Genomic DNA, 16692 nt, shown 5'->3' with positions numbered 1-16692 from the left:
AGGAAGCAATCATGTCTGGCAATTTCGTGACCCGCGGTCTGGCCCTGCTCGGACTCTGTGGAGGCCTGAGCGTCCTGGGAGGCTGCGGCGGCGTCGAGCCCACGCCCGCCCAGCCCGAGTCGCTCGGTGAAGTGCAAGGCGAGGCCCTCGTCACCAGCATCACCCAGGGCACCTACGTCATCCGCTCGATGGTGACGCAGAAGTGTCTCGACGTGGCGTCGTCGAGCACGGCGGACGGCGCCAAGGTGCAGCAGTGGACCTGCAATGGCACCAACGCCCAGCGCTTCCGCATCACGCCCACGTCTGGTGGCTACTTCAGCATCATCAACGTGAACAGCAACAAGGGGCTCGACATCGAAGGTGCGAGCACGGCGCAGAACGCGCGCATTCATCAATGGACCTACGGCGGCGGAAATCACCAGCAGTTCCGCTTCGTCAACCGGGGTGGCACGCAGTTCAGCATGCACTTGCGCCACACGGACATGGCGGTGGACCTGTATTGGGGCCGCCCCGACGACGGCACGGAGACCGTCCAGTACCCCTACAGCGGCGCCACGAACCAACTGTGGAGCTTTGACCGGGTGGACGGTGGCGGCAACGGCGGCACAGGCCTGGCTGAGATTCTCAGCGAGTCCACGTTCAACGCCATGTTCCCCAACCGCAACCCCTTCTACACGTACAGCGCGCTGATTGCCGCGGCGCGGACCATGCCCGCCTTCGCGAACACCGGCACGCTGGAGACACGCAAGCGCGAGGTGGCGGCCTTCTTCGCCAACACGGCGCACGAGACGGGCAACTTCGTCTACATCGAGGAGATTGCACAGGGTGAGTACTGCGGCTCGTGGGGCCCGCCGGGCTGCAACTGCGTCGCCGGGAAGCGCTACTTCGGACGCGGTCCCATCCAGTTGTCGTGGAACGGTAACTACTGCGCCGCCGGGACCGCGCTGGGCCTGCCGCTCCACACCGACCCGGACCTGCTCGCGCGGGACGCGAACGCCTCGTGGCGCTCCGCCTTCTGGTTCTGGACCACGCAGGCCGGCGCCGGCTCCATTCCCGCCCATCGCGCCATGGTGGAGGGCCGGGGTTTTGGCGAAACCATCCGCGCCATCAACGGCGCCATCGAGTGCAACGGCGGCAACCCGGGCCAGGTCCAGAGCCGCATCAACAACTACAACCGGTTCACGAACATGCTGGGCGTGAGCCCGGGCGGCAACCTGGGCTGCTGAACCCCTACGCAGGTGAGGAGTGATCGCACCTCTCCCCAGACGCCGGGCGGGCCCGCTGCTCCCGTCCCGCCCGGCTCCGTCGTTCCCGTCCCGCGCGCTCGCGCCTGAAGCCAGGCAGCCCCCTGCCCCAGCTCGGCGCTGAGTCCAGGACGTCCCCCCTGAGTCATCCCGGGCCGCGCGGGACCACGCCCCGCATCGCTCGCACGATGCCGCCCCGTGATTTCACTGTCTTTACCTCCAGAGAGGTATGGACTTGCGGCGTCTGCCCATGCGGGTGCGCGATGACTGCACCGAGTCATTCCAACGCACTCCTAATGAAGTGGGTCCGCCCCCTTCGCAGCAGGGAGCAGCGCGCCCCGTTGTTTTCAGACCACAGGTATTGAGCCCTCCCTTGCCTTGTGATCTTTTTGAACAGAAGGCGCACGTATTCGGCACGGCATGTCGACAGACACCGGAAGCCTTTCGATGCCTCTGTCGCGATGCCGCAACACTCACCTGCACAAGCGTTCAAGGCAATACCACCTGGGAGGTACAGACAGACGGAACGAACTCCAGAAACCATCTGGGATGTCTCGGAAACACGTCTCCGTCGAACTCGCCAGGACGGCACCGAAGGAGCACATACGCACACGTAAATGGGGTGCGCGCGGAAACTTCCGATGAGGAGTCAGGATGGGGAATCCAATGCAGGAACAGGAGAACGCGCTGCATGCGCGCATCCTTCGGAAAGAGTCAGTGGCGTACAAGGAGGCCTTCGAGCTCTTCATGGGCCCCATCATTTCGACGGTGATTCGAGCACGCAGGTGCACGCCCGAAGAAGCACGTGATGCGGCCATTGACGTACTGATGGACTACCTCGAAGCGCCCGAACGCTTTGACCCGGACCGGGGCAGCCTCCTCTCGTACTTGACGCAATCCGCCAAGAACACGCTCACGGACTGGTACCGCGCCACCCTCAGGCGGGTCCTCCGTGAAGAAAAATTCGGTGTCCTTTTCGAACTCTTGGGGAGGTCTCCGAAGGACAGCTTGGAGGATGCAGTGGAGGCGCGCCGCATCGTGGACCGCATTGAAAAATCCGACCTTGGGGTGCTCGACCGAGCGGTCCTGGCGCACATTCTGCTGGGTGAGAGGTCGACCCAACGGCTTGGCGCGGTGCTTGGCCTGAGCCATCTCCCCACGCTCGACGTTCGACGTGAAGTGAAGCGGCATCGCGATCGCATCATCAAGTGGTTACAGCGATTTGGAAGGGAGGTTGTCAGTGTCAATTCCTGATTGGCTCGAAGCGGCGGCCAAACGGAGCACCAGGGCGGACTGGATGCTCGGCCATGCATTCGAGCGCTACCTTGAGATTGAAGGCATGACCTCCTCTGCCTTGGCCCAGAAACTGGGATGCACTCCCGACGTGCTTCAGTGGATGTCCTTGTGCCGACGTCCAGTGGGCGACTCATTCGCGGAACAGTCGGCGGCGGTCGCCCAGCAGTTCTCGGTTGAACTCCGGCAACTCATTCGCGTGCTCCGGCATGTCGAAGTCATCACGGCCCTAAACGCGGAATCAGACGAGGAACTTGCCGCCGAGAATGCGACGATTCAGCTCGCGGCGCGGGACCGCACTCACGACGACGAGAACATCCCTTGATTGGTCATTGGTTGGATGAAGCCATGTCCCTCAGTGGGATGCAGCACCTCACGGCGTTTCCTCGGGACATTGCCGCAGAGGCAGAAAAAAGGCTGCACGTGGAACTTGTTCCCGTTCCTGGATTGACGACCCGACACGTCCTGGATTGGATTTTGCTCCGAGGCGTTCGTCGGACCATTCCTGGTGCCGAGCGCGAACTGTATGGGTGCATGGTCGCAAGGGCGGGCTCGGCGCTCCTCTTCCATGACACCGGGGACACTGAAGCCGAGCAACGATTCACCGTGGCTCACGAGGTCGCACACTTCGTGCTGGATCACCTGCTCCCCCGTGAGCGCGCATTGCATCATTTCGGAGAAGGAATCCTTCCGGTACTCAATGGGAAACGACGCGCCAATCTGGACGAGAAAGTGTCGTCGGTCCTCGGACAAGTCCCCTTGGGCGTCCAAATCAAACTCATGGACCGCAATCCAACCGGGCACATTCTTTCTGGCGCCGTAGCTGAGGCCGAGCGACGCGCGGATCGGCTTGCGCTCGAGATTCTCGCCCCAGCGACACATGCTCGCCAACTCTTGCAATCCGTCCCAGCGAATGAGGGAGCAGCATTGTTGTCTCGGTACTTCGGACTCCCCGAGGAAAAAGCCCGTGGCTATCTGCGTACGCTGCGCCCCCACAAGCGTCCACAGCCGTTTTCCATCATCCAGTTCCTTGGCGAGGAGAGGAGGTAACCGTGGCGCAGGACTTCGATAACGACGACGGCGCCGACCTCTTTGGTGACGAGGATTTCCGGGATGCGTTCGGCGAAGATTTATTGATGACCCTCGACCTCGATACGTGGTCGCAAGGGCTCGATCTGGCCAGCATCATGGCGCGCTTCCGGCAAGAGATCTCCAACGCCGTGGACAAGGAGAGCGCCGTCCGGAGCATCATCCGGCAGCGCGTCCTTCCTCGGATTCTCCCCAACTCAGGCGGGGGCGCCGAGGAAGCGGGAGTTTACAGAGCCACATCGGACGAACTGGCAACCGTCCACCAAAGCCTGCTCTTTTCTGGGCGAGTTGAGGCTGTCAACAGTGTCTCGACCAGTCATGAAAGTCTGCCTCTCGGCATCACTCAAATCGGAATCGCCGCAGTGAGCTACGGCGGCACGTCAGGCACGTTTTCTCAACGACTCTTTCGCAAGGAGATGTCTGACCAGAGCGTGGATCCCGTGCAGGCCGCGATGGACTGCATCGACCTCCGCATGGAGCGCTCCGCCAGTCCCCGCAAGGAGTCATTGTCCAAACTCGCCCGCCGGGGCATCCGGACCTATGCCGAGCGGGCTGTACTGGTGGACAAATCCGAGGCAGAGTGGCGCATCGGGCATGGGAACCCGTGTGCACAGGAACTGCTCACCGGCTCAGGATACATGAGCCTTCTACGAGCATCACTGAGCGTTCTCCGGCGCCTCATCAAACAGCACAAGAAGTTCGTCTTTGTTCCAAGCGCACTAGAAGAGCGCGGAATCCTGACCATTGGCCATGCGCTTCAGGCTGGCGAGTACATCATTTTCGAGACGCTCGAGCGGTTTGGACGACGGGTCATTGGGAATTGGAAGTACGGGGACCGCAGCCAGCATTTCGCGGCGAACTTCGTCAGCGAGTGCTGCCCGGAGGTCATCTCTGGCGTGTTTCGCGCCTCCGAGCGAACCCCGCCGCGCTCGTTCTACGCGCACCGTGACCATGCCCACCTCGCCGCGCGCATCGCAATGGCGGATAGCATTCTCCGGCCCGAGCGCGGCTTCCCCATGCTGCTCGACGTCGCGGAGGCATCGTGCCGCAGTGCTTTTGGTGAAGACGGCTTTATGGGGCTGGTACACGACGCCTACGCGCAGGCGGGCGCCAGTCTTCAGTTCTTCAACGAGCACATCAAACGCCATTAGGTCAGGAGAGTCATGAGCATCGCTGACGACGGCAAGGGACAACGCTCGCCAGGTGCAGGCGCAGCCCGAGGTCAACCTCCTATCAATGGCAAGACACCTTCACGGGCCTTCAATGCACCTGAGGTGCCCGGAAACTGGGGAGAGCCTCCGCCAGGCTACCGGCGCACGAGCTCCAGCCAGGCGCAAGTCCCGCCTGGACCGAACAGCCATGCGGCTACGGCCTCCCAACCCAGTGGAGCCGGCGCGGGTTCGCGGCCGGTGAATCCACCAGTTGGTGGCGAGGCCCGCGTCCCGTTCACTCCGAAAGCGGGTCCACCCGCGCCCCCAGCTCGGAATCCCGGGATGCCATCAGGCGCTGCGCAGCCGCCCCCCTCCACCACCATGCGCCCGCCCTCCGGCGGCAATCGCCCTCCTCCTCCTGGGGGATTGAACGGGCAACATCGGCCCGTCTCCGTGGCCCCCACACCCATGATGAATGGCAAAGGGCACGGCCCAGTGCCCCCGCCTTCAGCAGACAAGGAGGTCGTCCAACGGACACCTCCAGCGCTCCTGAATGAATTGGATGCGCTCAAGCAGCAAGCGAAGTCCGGTCCGCAGGTGGATCCCGAGTTGGAAGCGGCCGTGGGCTTCACTCATTTCGACGTGACGTCCAGCCAGGACAATCTCATCACGGTGTTGCTGACGCGCGAGGATTTGCACCTGCTCGCGTCACAGACCTTGGTGCGGGTGAAGTCGAAGGATGACCGCCGGGCGTACCTCGGTGTCGTCGTTCGGGGCCCGTTCGCGGAACCCAACGCAGTGCCCGCGAATTCCACCATGGCCATTGGAGTCGTCACTCACGGAAAGAAGCTGGCCTATACATTCGACTACCATGGCCGGGCGGAAATCGAGATTGTTGGCGAGGAGGTCGACGGCTCACTCAAGCCGCCGCGCTTCCGGCCGCGTCCCCAAAGCCCTGTCTTCCTACTAAACGGCCGATCACGAATCTCGCACGCGTTCAGGCGGCGCGCCGTAGATGGACCTTGCGGAGGATAGGACTGGCACGCCGCTGGGCGTTGCGAGCGAGCAGGTATGCCTGGACGCGTCGCATCAGCTTCTGGAGGGTGCGGCAGTGATGGTTGCGGGTGACGTTGGAGTGGAGGTCCAGCCAGACGCGCTCAATGCGATTGGCGTCCGGGCAGTAAGGCGGCAGGAAGTGGAGGACAATCCTACCGTCGAGTTGCTCGAGCGCCTTCCTCGTCTTCTTGCTGCTGTGGATGGAGGCGTTGTCCAGGATGAGGTGGATTCGTGGCGCGCCACGGTACTCACCGCAGATGCGCCAAAGGAGTTGGATGAAGAGGGAGCTGGCCTTCGACTTGCCTTCCACCCAGGTGAGGCGGCCCGTCTTCGAGTCCAGGGCGCCAGCCAAGTATCGCTTCTTGTTGTTGCCTGGCGTGAGCACCACCCGGCGCTGGCCGGGCAGACACCAGTCGCGTCCCACCTTCGGATTGAGGTGGATGTCCACCTCGTCCACGTAGAGGACCGGCTCGTCGCACTGGGCATAGGCTTCCAGGCACCGCAGTTCGAAGAGGCGCCGGCGCCGCTTCCAGCCCGGCCAAGGGCAGCCCACGACGGGTTTGGCCGCCTTCAGGCTCGCACCGAGGGTGGCAAGCGCACGGCCCATGGTGGCAACCGACACCCGCGCCAAGCCCCGGCGCTCCATCTCCAGCGCGAGCAACTCCCGCGTCCACGTCGGGCGGCACCAGCCCACCTCTTCGGGAGTACCTGCCAGCACACGCGAGAGAATGGCGAGGAAGCGCTCATCCACCTTCGCCTCGCCATTGGCTGCCCTGCGGTCCACCAGGGATTTACGCCGTCCCGTCCGGTAACGATTGACCGCGGAGACGACGGTGGAGGTGGCGCACGCCAGCGCACGTGCGACCTCGCTGCACGATTTGCCGCGCGACACTCCCACCACCGCCATGCACCGTCGCAGGGTGAGCGGGCAGCCGCTCCTTTCTCCCCAGCGAATGAGGGAGCGGCGCTGCAGCCGCGACAGACGCAGCCTACCTTTATCCCTGGGCGGGGCCTTTCCGATTCCTGGTCTTCTGCGCACACAGAGCCGAACGGGATGCGCCCCTGCCTCTTCCTCGCGCCCCGCGCGCCCGCCCGCTCACCAACCGCGATCGAGAATCACGAGCGGTGGTTTAGACGATGAGGAGAGCGCACGGGTGCTCGGGACAGGCGGCGACCTGTGCCTAGGCCTCGTCGTGGGCTACGACAAGATGGAGGCCCGCCTCAATCCTCGGGACAAATCCATCCTCCCCCGCCACACCGGCATTATTGGAACGACAGGCGGGGGCAAATCCACCACCGTCGCCACACTCATCCACCGTGCCCAGCAGCAGGGCATCGCCACCATCGTCTTCGACGTCGAAGGTGAGTACACCCACGTCGACAAGCCGACGGACCATGCCGCAATGATCGAGGCACTCCGTCGCCGCGGTCAGAAGGCAGAGGGCGTTAAAGACCTGCACATCCACCACCTCATCGGCCGCGACAGCCTCAACCCGAGACACCGGAACAGGCGCGCATTTTCACTCAAGTTCTCCAGCCTCTCGCCCTACGCGCTGGCAGAGATTCTAGACATGTCGGACGCGCAGCAAGAACGGTTCCTCAAGGCTTATGACGTCACCAAGCTCCTGATGGAGGATTTCAAGATCTATCCTCAGACGGAGGAGGAGCGTCGTCAGGTCCTCGATGTCGATGAACTGTCCACGGGCTACCCTCAGATGACCATTGATCACGTGCTGGATGTCGTCAGCGCGTACATCTACAGCTTGAGCGACGAGGGGAAATCCGAAACGCGAGGAAAGTCGCGATCGACTCCAAGGAAACAAGCATCGCTACTGGAAGATCAGGATGAGCAGGAGGCCGAACCCGATACCACGGCCAAGGCCCCCTCCCGTGGGTTGAACCTTCGCACTGAGTTCCGGAGCAGCTTTGGCCGGGTGATGGCCCGGGTCATGGCGCAGAGCAGCCGCCACGAGGTGAGTTGGAAGGCGCTCGCCAGCAAACTGCACCGCCTCCGGCGCCTGGGCATCTTCGACGTGGGCAACGTGGATGCGGTGGACTACGACTCCATGCTCGCACCGGGCCGAGTGTCCGTCATCGACCTGTCGGACACCGATTCGCCACAGCTCAACAATCTGGTCATCGCTGACATCCTCCGGGGCCTTCAGGAGGCCCAAGAAGCTCGTTACCAATCAGCCAACACCCAGGATGGCTCCGTCACGCCGGTGCTCATCATCATCGAGGAGGCCCACGAGTTCCTCTCCACCCACCGCATCTCCCAGATGCCCGTACTTTTCGAGCAGGTGGCGAAGATCGCCAAGCGGGGTCGCAAACGGTGGATGGGGCTCGTGTTCGTCACCCAGCTCCCACAGCATCTCCCTAACGAGGTGCTGGGCCTCATCAACAACTTCGTCATCCACAAAATCGCGGACAGCTCGGTCATCGCCCGCATGCAGAAGACAGCGGGCAGCATCGATGAGAGCCTGTGGAACCGCGTCTCAAGGCTCGCCCCAGGCCAGGCGCTGGTGTCGTTCAGCAACTTCACCCGGCCGTTGATGGTCGCTGTGGACCCCGCCCCCGTGAAGCGGATGCTCGTGGAATGACATCCCAGCGTGTGGGGGGCTGGACGCGCGGGCCGGTCCTGGCCAGATAGCGGACATGGACCGACTCATGATGGCCGCGGGCGCGGCCCTGGCCTCCCTGCTGCTGACGGCTTGCAGTGGGGGCTCCGACGACAACAACGGAGAGGGCTGCGCGCAGGTGCTCGTGTTCGCCCGTCCAGCCGCGGGCGGCGCCGAGTGCCGAAGCTTCGCGACGCCGTGCGACGTGCCAGCGGGCTACACCGAGTGCTGTGGCGGCTTCTACGGTAGCTGCGTGTCACCGGGGACGCGGTGCGTCGACGACCCGCTGGATGCCTGCTCACCGGGCTCGGGAGCGACCGACTGCCCGGGCATCTGCCAATAACGAACGTCCGGCGACTACTTCTTCGCGTCGTCGGGAGGCTCGGAGGTGCCCTTGCCTTCCTTCTTCCGGTAGCCCCAGGTGGAGCTCCACATCCCGGGCCCGGTGAAGAGCACGGTGATGAGCGTCATCACCGCGGCGCCAATGAGAATCTCGAAAAACATGCCGCGAACGCGCCTCCGTGCCCGGTCCGTACGGCGGGCACGCGCCCCACCGCACTCGCTGTCATGCCGTAACCCTTTCCTGGAAGCAATGCGCGTGGGGCCAAGAAGCCTTCCGCGAACACTGTGCCCGCCTGCCCGGCCGCGCCCGCGCCGCGTTGGAGTACGCTGCCGCGCGCATGTCACTCGCCTTCCGTCCCACCCGCTGGCGCATCACGCGAACCCAGGCCGCCGTCCTGCTGGGTGCCTTCCTGTCGCTGTCCGGATGCGACGGGCGCTGGACGCCACCAGTCCCCGGGCCGGACGACTGCGTGGGCACGGGCTGTGGCACCCCCGAGCCGCCCGACTCGGCGCTCGAGGGCAGCGTCCGAATCGCCGCGTACAACGTGCAGCGCTTCTTCGACACGGTGTGCGACTCCGGCGCGTGCGGCGGGAGCAACTACGAGGCCCTGCCGACGCCCTCCGAGTTCGGATTGAAGGCGGACCGGCTCGCCGCCGCCGTCTCACGACTGAACGCGGACGTGGTGCTGCTCGCCGAGGTGGAGACGCAGGCATCACTGGACGCGCTGACGTCCCGCCTCCCCCGCTTCGGCTACTCGGAGCTGGGCGAGACGGGCGCGCCGGCGTCGGTGGACGTGGCCGTCATCTCCGTCCATCCCATCACCCGCGTCCGAGGCCACCGCCACCGCACGCTGTGGCGGCCGGATGGCACGGAGACGCGCTTCGCGCGGGAGCTGCTGGAGGTCCACCTGGACGTGGACGGCAAGCAGGTCATCGTCTTCTCCGCGCACTTCCGCTCCAAGTCGAGCGACGACCCGGGGCGACGCTTCGCGGAGGCCGCCGCCGCACGCGACATCATCGCGGGCGTCGCCCAGGCAACGCCGAACGCGCTGGTGGTGCTGGGCGGCGACCTCAACGACGTGCCGGGCTCGGAGCCCATCCAAGCACTGGAGCGCGACGGCGCACTGCTGCGCGTCGCCAGCGACCGGCCAGATGACGAGACGTGGACGTATTCGTTCTACGGCGAGCGCCAGGCCATCGACCACCTGTACCTGGCGCGCGGAGGCGGAACGTATGTGCCCGGCTCGTTCCGGGCCATGCGCGATCCGCGTGGCGGCTTTGGCGGCTCCGACCACGCCGCCGTCTACGCGGACTTCATGCCCGCGCCGTGAGCGCGCTGCTCAGGCCGCGGGGATGGCCTGGATGTCCAACTCCAGGTCGATCTTCTCGCCGACGAGCCACCCACCGTTGTCGAGCGTCTTGTTCCAGCGGATGCCGTAGTCCGTGCGGTTGATGGTGGCGCGCGCGGAGTAGATGAGGCGCGTGTTGCCCCACGGGTCCTTCGACGTGGCGGTGTGACGCGCCTCGAAGGCCACGGGCTGGGTGACATGGCGGATGGTCAGGTCCCCCAGCAGGCGGAAGCTGGCACCGCCCGTGGGCTCCACCTTCGTGCTGCGGAAGGTGAGCTTGGGCGCGGCGTCCGCGTCGAGGAAGTCCGGCGAGCGCAGGTGCGCATCCCGGTCCGGCGCGCCGGTGTAGATGCTCGCCGTTTCAACAGTCATGTCGACTTCGCCCTGGATGGGCTGGTCGGGATTCACGCGGAGCGTTCCACTGAAACGCTCGAAGCGGCCGTGGACGCGCGCCACCACCATGTGGCGGGCCACGAACAAGACGGAGGAATGCGAAGGATCGATGCTCCAGGTGCTCACGGACATGGGGGGCGCTCGCGGGGGCGGGGGGAGAACGAAGCGGTTCGAGCGTCGGGGGGGGCCGACAAGCGGACCCTCACTAGATAATGACCTGCTCACTGAAATTCCATGCACACCGCGTGACGCGTCTCACTGCACGTGAGTCGAGTTCGCGCTGTGACACTCCGGAACTCCTGACGTCCGCTGCGCACAGGAGGATTGAGCCTGAGATTCAGACTTCACCCCGCTGTCATTTTGCGTAGGCCGTGAAACAGGGGGATTCTGTTTTCAAGGCCAGGCCGGGGGAGCCGAACCCTATGACGCATGCTCCTTGCCGCTCCGTGGCCACGCCGCCTCTTCTTGGAGCCACGTCATCGCATGCGGATTGCCGTCATCGCCACGTACACGCACCCCACCCGGCTGCGCATCAAGGAACCCTCCATCATGCAGTCCTCCGTGCCGGAGCTCATCGCCGGCCTGTGCCCCGAGCACGCGGAGGTGGAGATCTTCAACGAGAAGGAGCGCGACATCCCCATGGACCGCCATTGGGACCTCGTCTTCTTCTCCTATCTGCATTCCTTCTATGAGCACACCAAGGTGCTCTCCACCCTCTTCCGCCAGCGCGGCATGAAGACGGTGGCCGGGGGCCGCCACGCCAGCTACTTCCCCGACGACGCGCAGCAGTACTTCGACGCCGTCATCACCGGTGAGCCCGAGGCCAACGTCCCCGCCCTCATCGAGGACTTCGAGAAGGGCCAGCTCCAGCCGCGCTACCAGCGCCCGCCGCTGGGCCCCACCGCCATCCGGCCCTCGCGCTACGACCTCATCGACTTCACGCACAACAAGCTGCGCCTGCCCGGCATCGAGGCGTCGCGCGGTTGCCCCTTCTCCTGCAACTTCTGCGTCCTCACCGGCAACGAGCGCTACCGCTACCGCCCCGTCGCCCACGTCATCGACGAAATCCAGACGCGCATGCACTGGAACCCCAACTTCATGGGGATGATGGATGACGCGTTCATCTTCCTGGACAACAACCTCGGGGGCTCACCGAAGTACCTGCGGGAACTGTGCGAGGCCCTCATCCCGCTGAAGAAGACGTGGGGCTGCGCGCTCACCTTCAACGTCCTCAAGGACGAGGCGTTGGTGAAGCTGATGGCCAAGGCCGGCTGCCGCTATGTCTACACCGGCCTGGAATCCCTCAACCCCGACTCCATCAAGGCCATGAACAAGGGGCAGAACAAGCTGAGCGAGGTCGACGCCGTCATCCGCCGCGTCTTCTCCGCCGGCATCCTCCTGTCCTTTGGCCTCATCGTCGGCTCGGACGGCGACACCAACGAGTACCTGGAGAAGCTCCCCGAGTACCTCGCGGACCTCCAGTACTTCTCCGTCACCTTCCTGGGCATCGTGTGTCCCTACCCGGAGACGCCCTTCTTCCGGGAGCTCCAGGCCGATGGCCGGCTCCTGCCCGGGACGCTCAGCCGCGACTACGACGGCTACACGCTCTGTCACCAGCCCAAGAACCTGCACACCTCGGAGGTCATCGAGCACTTCCACCGGCTGTGCGCCCAGCTCGGCAGCCTGCCCAACATCGCGCGCCACTACTGGTCCAAGCTCACGATGAGCGACATGCCCCGGTACAAGCAGACCATCCTCTTCTCCGGGCCCGAAATCACGAGCATCCGCAACCCGGTGAAGAACACCGCGCGCCGCTACATCGCCGGTCAGGACGCGCTGGAGTACTGGGACACGCAGCAGATGAGCCAGCTCGGGCTGCGGCCGCAGCGGCTCACGTGAGCGCCACGGGAACCCGCCGCGCCGTCGCATCGATGACGGTGGGTTCCCACTGCGCCACCCGCCGCAGCTCCGCCTGGGCATCAATGGCGGTGAAGATGTCGCGCGCGCGGGCCAGCAGCGCCGTCCTCCGGTGCGGCAGCGCCGCGGCCGCGTCCAGGTAGGCCACGCCCGTCTCCCAGCGGTTGGGCGTAGCCTCCAGCACGGCGAGCGCGCGGTCGAACAGCGGCTCCGCGGCCTTGGCGCCCCGCTTGAGCGCCTTCGCGCGCGCCATCACCCGCATGGCCGGGCCGCGGAGGTACGGATAGAGCGTCCCCAGCGCCCGGGCCTTGAGCGCGCAGCGACGGTAGATGGCCCAGAGCTGCTCCGGGGGCACGGAGACGGCGCCCTGCTCCAAGGCGAAGAGCGCGCCCTCCGCCGCGTCCACGAGCCCAATCTGGAGGAAGGGCACCAGCACGTGGTAGCGCCACAGCGCCTCGTCCGCGCGCACCGCCATCAACGCGGCCTCCTCCACCTGGTGTTCACGCACCGCCACGTTGACCAGGTGATTCAAGCTGGCGCACTGGTTGGCCAGGTCCTGCACGTCGATGCTGATGCGCAGGCCTTCCTCCAGCTCCGCGCACAGCTCGCCCACGTCTCCGTCACCGCGCAGGTAGCGGCACATGGGCACCCACGCGTGGGACCAGCCCTGGTGCATCAGCGCGTTCAGCTCCACGCCCACGCGGCCCATCTCCCGGTACGCGCGCTCCGCGTCCTCGAAGCGCGAGGCGAGGAACAGGCTGGTGGCCTGCATCATCAGCCCCGTCTGAACCTCCCACATGTCCCCCACCTGCCGCAGCAGCGCCACCGCCTGCTCGCCATACTCGGTGGCCTGGGCTTGCGCGTTGGTGAAGATGGCGTGGGTGGCCAGGCGGCTCAGCGCCACGCCCTCCGCGGCCGAGTCGCGTGAGCGGCGAGCATGCTCCAGCGCGCGCCGGCACCAGTGCCCCGAGCGCCACACCATGCCCGAGCCGAACAGCAGCGAGCCGTAGTAACTGGTCGCGAGACTGAGCCCGTACTCGCTGCGCGAGCGCTCCGCCATCGTCGTGGCCACCAGCGTGGCCCACGTGAGCTTCCCGATGTCCGCGAAGTAGTAGATTTTGATGAGCGAGATGAGCGTCGACAGTTGCTTCAGGTACAGCGGCAACCGCGCGCCCAGCGGCCGCACCAGCCAGGGGAACAGGCCGTAGAGCAGGTGCAGCCCCATGGCCAGGAGCGAGCGCACCACCAGCGCTGGCAGGCTCCGGGGCATGTCGCGCCCCATGAGCTCCAAGGCGGTCTCCAGCTCCTGGATGGCGCGCTTCGACTCGCCCTTCTCCTGGTGGGCGCGGCCCAGGCCCAGGTGGATTTCCGCGCGGCGCGGCACCTGCTCCTCGTCCGCCAGACACTGCTCGAACATGAGGATGGCGCCCGCGTAGTTGCCCGCGTTGAGCAAGGTCTCCGCCAGCTCCTTCATCACGACGTGCGTCTGGCGCAGGACCTCCTCGGGGTCCAGCGCCAACGTGCCGCCGAGAATCTCCATGGCGCGGTTGTAGTGATGGACCGCGTCGTCGTTGGCGTACTGCTCGCGCGCGCTGCGCGCCGCCATCATCGTGTACTCCAGGCCCTTCACCTCGTCGTTCCCGGCAAGCGCGTGGTAGGCCAGGATGCCCGCGGACTTCACCGGGTTGTCTCCCGCGCGGGCCTCGATGAAGCGCGCCATGCGCCGGTGCAGGTCCTCGCGCGCCGACACCAGCAGCGTGGTGTACGCCACGTCTCGGATGACGATGTGCTTGAAGATGCAGGTGAAGGGCTCCTCCATCTCCAGGAGGATGAGCCCCAGCCGCGTCAGCGTGTCGATGGCCTCGCGGATGCGCTCGGGCGACACCGAGCCGGGCGCCAGCGCGGCCACGGCCTCCAGCGTGAAGATGCGCCCCACCACGGACGCCACGCGCACCACCAGCTTCTCCGTCTCCGTGAGCAGGTCGATGCGCGACAGCACCACGTCCTGGATGGAGTCCGGCAGCGCCAGGCCCTGGAGGCCGCGCTTGAGCTCCATGAGTTCGGCGCCCGGCGCCACCGGCCCCAGGTAGCCCTTCTCCACCAGCCCCTGGACGATGGACTCGATGAAGAACGGGTTGCCCTGCACCTTGGCCTGGAGCATCTCCTCCAGCGCCGTGTCCGGCGTCTCCATGCGCAGGTGCAGCCGCAGCAGTGCCCGCGTCTCCTCGTCGTCCAGGCTGGACAGGTCCAACCGGTGCAGCCCCGGCAGCCCCTTGAGGCTCTTGAGGTGCTCGCCCGGCCGCATCGTCACCAGCAGCGTCAGCCGCAGCGAGGCCAGCCGCGCGGCGACGTACTCGATGAGGTCCACGGAGATGTTGTCCGCCCAGTGCAGGTCCTCGAAGAACAGCAGCACCGGCGTCTGGCGGGACAGCTTCTCCAGGAGCTGGAAGATGACCTGGAAGAGCTTCTGGTTCTTCTGCCGCGCGTCCAGGTCGCGCGTGAGCGGTGACTCCTCCACGGGCAGCCCGAGGATGCCCGCCAGCACCGGCACCCACTCCGGCCCCGTGTCCTCCAGCCCAGCGAAGCCCTGACGGAGCCGCGACATCTGCGTGTCCACGTCATCGCCTTCGTGCAGGCCGAAGAGCTGGATGAGCACCTCCTTCCACGGGAAGAAGGGTGTGAACATCTCGTACGAGTAGCAGATGCCGTAGAGGCAGCGCGCGCCCTTGGCCTCCGCCAGCTCCACCACCTTCGCGCCGAGCCGGGACTTGCCGATGCCCGCCTCGCCCGACACCACGCAGATGCGCCCCTGACCGCCCAACGACGCGTCCAGGGATTGGCGCAGCGTCGCCAGCTCGCGCTTGCGGCCGACGATGTCACCCTTGCCCTTGAGGAACAGGCTGCGGCGCACCTCCGACGTGAGCCGGTAGACGGGGACGGTGCGCGAGACGCCCTTGAGCCGCGCATCCTCCACGAACTCGGTGGCGAAGCCGCCCTGGTACAGCTTGCGCTCCGTCTGCGCGTCGATGTGGATGCCGCTGCCCTGACCGTGCGTCATCAGGCGCGCGGACATGTTCACCACCTCGCCCAGCGCGGAGTAGCCCTTGCGCCAGGGCGAGCCCATGTCACCGAAGTACGCCGGGCCGGTGGCGATGCCAATCTGCAGCGCCTCCACGAAGGGGAACGACTCCTGCTCCCGCATCAGCTTGCACGCGAGCCGGCAGGCCAGCACCTCCTTGCTCTGGAGCGCGGTGGGCGCGCCGAAGATGACGTAGAGGACGTTCCCCTTGTCGGTGAAGTCCGTCATCAGCAGCACGCCGCCGTGGTGCGCGCTCTCTCGCTGGACGTACTCGTAGAAGGCGTTCAGCTCGCGGGTGAAGTCCTCCGTGCTCGACGTGGCGCGGGCGCTGTTGAAGCGGAGGAAGAAGCAGGTGACGTCGCGGAAGTCGCCGCTGTACTCCTGGTGCGCCGTCGTGATTTTCGTGAAGAGCACCGGGTGCAGCAGCAGCGAGCACCGGGCCACCATCTCCTCCCCCGCTGGCAGCACGAACGCCGGGGCCGGTGGCGCGGTCAGCGGCGCGGAGGGCTCCAAGCGAAAGGCGCCGTCGCGGGACACGCCCTGGCGCGCGGGCTCTGGCAGCAGGGCCCAGGCCTCCGCGCTGAGCAGCACCTCGCCCACGGTGGCGCGCTTCTCCGCCGCCACCGCCTGCGTCAGCGGCTGACCGATGAGCGCCGGGTGCATCCACAGCCCGGTGGCGCCCAGCACCACGCGGTGGGCTTCGCCAAACCCGATGCCGATGCGCGACGACACGGTGAAGCGCTGGCCCAAGAGCTCCAGTTGGACGAAGCGGGACAGCCGGGCCTGGACATCCAGCGCGCACCGCGCCGCGCGCTGCACCGCGCCGGTGGGCCCCGTGCCGGGCTCTTCCTCGAAGCACGCGAGGATGGAGTCACCGGCGAACTGGTAGATGTCGCCGCCGTGGTCCTTCACGACGTCGATCATCTCCGTGTAGTAGCTCGTCAAGAGCCGCTGGAGCGCGTCGATGCCCCGGGGCCCCGCGCCGCTCAGGCTGACGACGATGGGCGTGAAGCCCGCGATGTCCAGCAGCAGGATGGCGCCCCGGACGGGCTCCACCAGCGGCAGCGCGTGCGCCTCCGTGCGCTCCAGACGCCGGAGCACGGCGCCGGGGATGTAGGGCGCCAGCGTCGCGAGGATGGGGTCGAGGTCCACCGGTGACAT

At 66.0% G+C, this 16692-nt stretch carries 13 protein-coding genes and 1 pseudogene; 9 read left to right on the top strand and 5 right to left on the bottom strand.

Features of this window, described 5'->3' with window-relative positions; genetic code table 11:
- Positions 1-11 precede the first annotated feature (11 nt).
- The 3 genes from A176_RS11390 (at position 12) to A176_RS11380 (ending at position 2862) form a co-directional block, all read left to right on the top strand.
- On the top strand, positions 12-1226 hold the full coding sequence (locus tag A176_RS11390) for an RICIN domain-containing protein (protein WP_002640894.1): 1215 nt from the start codon (positions 12-14) through the stop codon (positions 1224-1226).
- Positions 1227-1910: 684 nt separating this feature from the next.
- A complete protein-coding gene (locus A176_RS11385) occupies positions 1911-2498 on the top strand; it encodes an RNA polymerase sigma factor (RefSeq protein ID WP_226994281.1) in 588 nt (195 codons plus the stop codon).
- Entirely contained in the window at positions 2485-2862 is a 378-nt protein-coding gene (locus A176_RS11380) for a hypothetical protein (protein ID WP_044891157.1), read from the top strand. Before A176_RS11385 ends, A176_RS11380 begins: the two co-directional genes overlap by 14 nt.
- Here the strand turns inward: A176_RS11380 and A176_RS41175 are convergent.
- A complete protein-coding gene (locus tag A176_RS41175; protein ID WP_420811430.1) occupies positions 2838-3419 on the bottom strand; it encodes a hypothetical protein in 582 nt (193 codons plus the stop codon). The two genes, A176_RS11380 and A176_RS41175, sit on opposite strands and share 25 nt — an antisense overlap.
- 170 nt (positions 3420-3589) lie before the next feature.
- Here A176_RS41175 and A176_RS11370 point away from each other — a divergent pair, with 170 nt between their 5' ends.
- Positions 3590-4777 carry a hypothetical protein gene (locus tag A176_RS11370; protein WP_021781646.1) on the top strand — a complete coding sequence of 396 codons (1188 nt, stop codon included), beginning with the start codon at positions 3590-3592 and terminating at the stop codon, positions 4775-4777.
- A gap of 558 nt (positions 4778-5335) precedes the next feature.
- A complete protein-coding gene (locus A176_RS39855; protein ID WP_049872270.1) occupies positions 5336-5812 on the top strand; it encodes a hypothetical protein in 477 nt (158 codons plus the stop codon).
- Here A176_RS39855 and A176_RS11360 read toward each other — a convergent pair.
- A complete protein-coding gene (locus tag A176_RS11360) occupies positions 5775-6740 on the bottom strand; it encodes an IS630 family transposase (RefSeq protein WP_002640924.1) in 966 nt (321 codons plus the stop codon). The two genes, A176_RS39855 and A176_RS11360, sit on opposite strands and share 38 nt — an antisense overlap.
- 223 nt (positions 6741-6963) lie before the next feature.
- On the opposite strand from A176_RS11360, the pseudogene A176_RS11355 reads away from it, so the two are divergent.
- A pseudogene (locus tag A176_RS11355) lies at positions 6964-8433 on the top strand (ATP-binding protein); the annotation flags it as partial.
- 55 nt (positions 8434-8488) lie between these two features.
- Positions 8489-8794: a hypothetical protein gene (locus A176_RS11350; protein WP_044890849.1), complete on the top strand. Its 306-nt coding sequence runs from the start codon at positions 8489-8491 to the stop codon at positions 8792-8794.
- A 14-nt stretch (positions 8795-8808) separates the two neighbouring features.
- On the opposite strand, the gene A176_RS39295 is transcribed toward A176_RS11350, so the two are convergent.
- The gene (locus A176_RS39295) at positions 8809-8955 is read right to left on the bottom strand and encodes a hypothetical protein (protein ID WP_002636606.1); all 147 of its coding nucleotides are present in this window, start codon (positions 8953-8955) and stop codon (positions 8809-8811) included.
- A 176-nt stretch (positions 8956-9131) separates the two neighbouring features.
- Here A176_RS39295 and A176_RS11345 point away from each other — a divergent pair, with 176 nt between their 5' ends.
- Positions 9132-10124 (top strand): endonuclease/exonuclease/phosphatase family protein, encoded by a 993-nt coding sequence (locus A176_RS11345; RefSeq protein ID WP_002636607.1) that lies wholly within the window; start codon positions 9132-9134, stop codon positions 10122-10124.
- Positions 10125-10133: 9 nt separating this feature from the next.
- Here the strand turns inward: A176_RS11345 and A176_RS11340 are convergent, their stop codons facing one another.
- The gene (locus A176_RS11340) at positions 10134-10667 is read right to left on the bottom strand and encodes a YceI family protein (protein WP_002636608.1); all 534 of its coding nucleotides are present in this window, start codon (positions 10665-10667) and stop codon (positions 10134-10136) included.
- Positions 10668-11018: 351 nt separating this feature from the next.
- On the opposite strand from A176_RS11340, the gene A176_RS11335 reads away from it, so the two are divergent.
- Positions 11019-12434, top strand: a complete 1416-nt coding sequence (locus A176_RS11335; RefSeq protein ID WP_002636609.1) for a B12-binding domain-containing radical SAM protein — start codon at positions 11019-11021, stop codon at positions 12432-12434.
- On the opposite strand, the gene A176_RS11330 is transcribed toward A176_RS11335, so the two are convergent.
- The gene (locus A176_RS11330) at positions 12427-16692 is read right to left on the bottom strand and encodes an AAA family ATPase (protein ID WP_002636610.1); all 4266 of its coding nucleotides are present in this window, start codon (positions 16690-16692) and stop codon (positions 12427-12429) included. The genes A176_RS11335 and A176_RS11330 overlap by 8 nt on opposite strands.

Origin of the sequence: Myxococcus hansupus, assembly GCF_000280925.3 — a bacterium.
In the GTDB taxonomy this organism is placed as follows: Bacteria; Myxococcota; Myxococcia; order Myxococcales; family Myxococcaceae; genus Myxococcus; species Myxococcus hansupus.
This window is presented reverse-complemented; position numbering and strand designations above follow the sequence as displayed.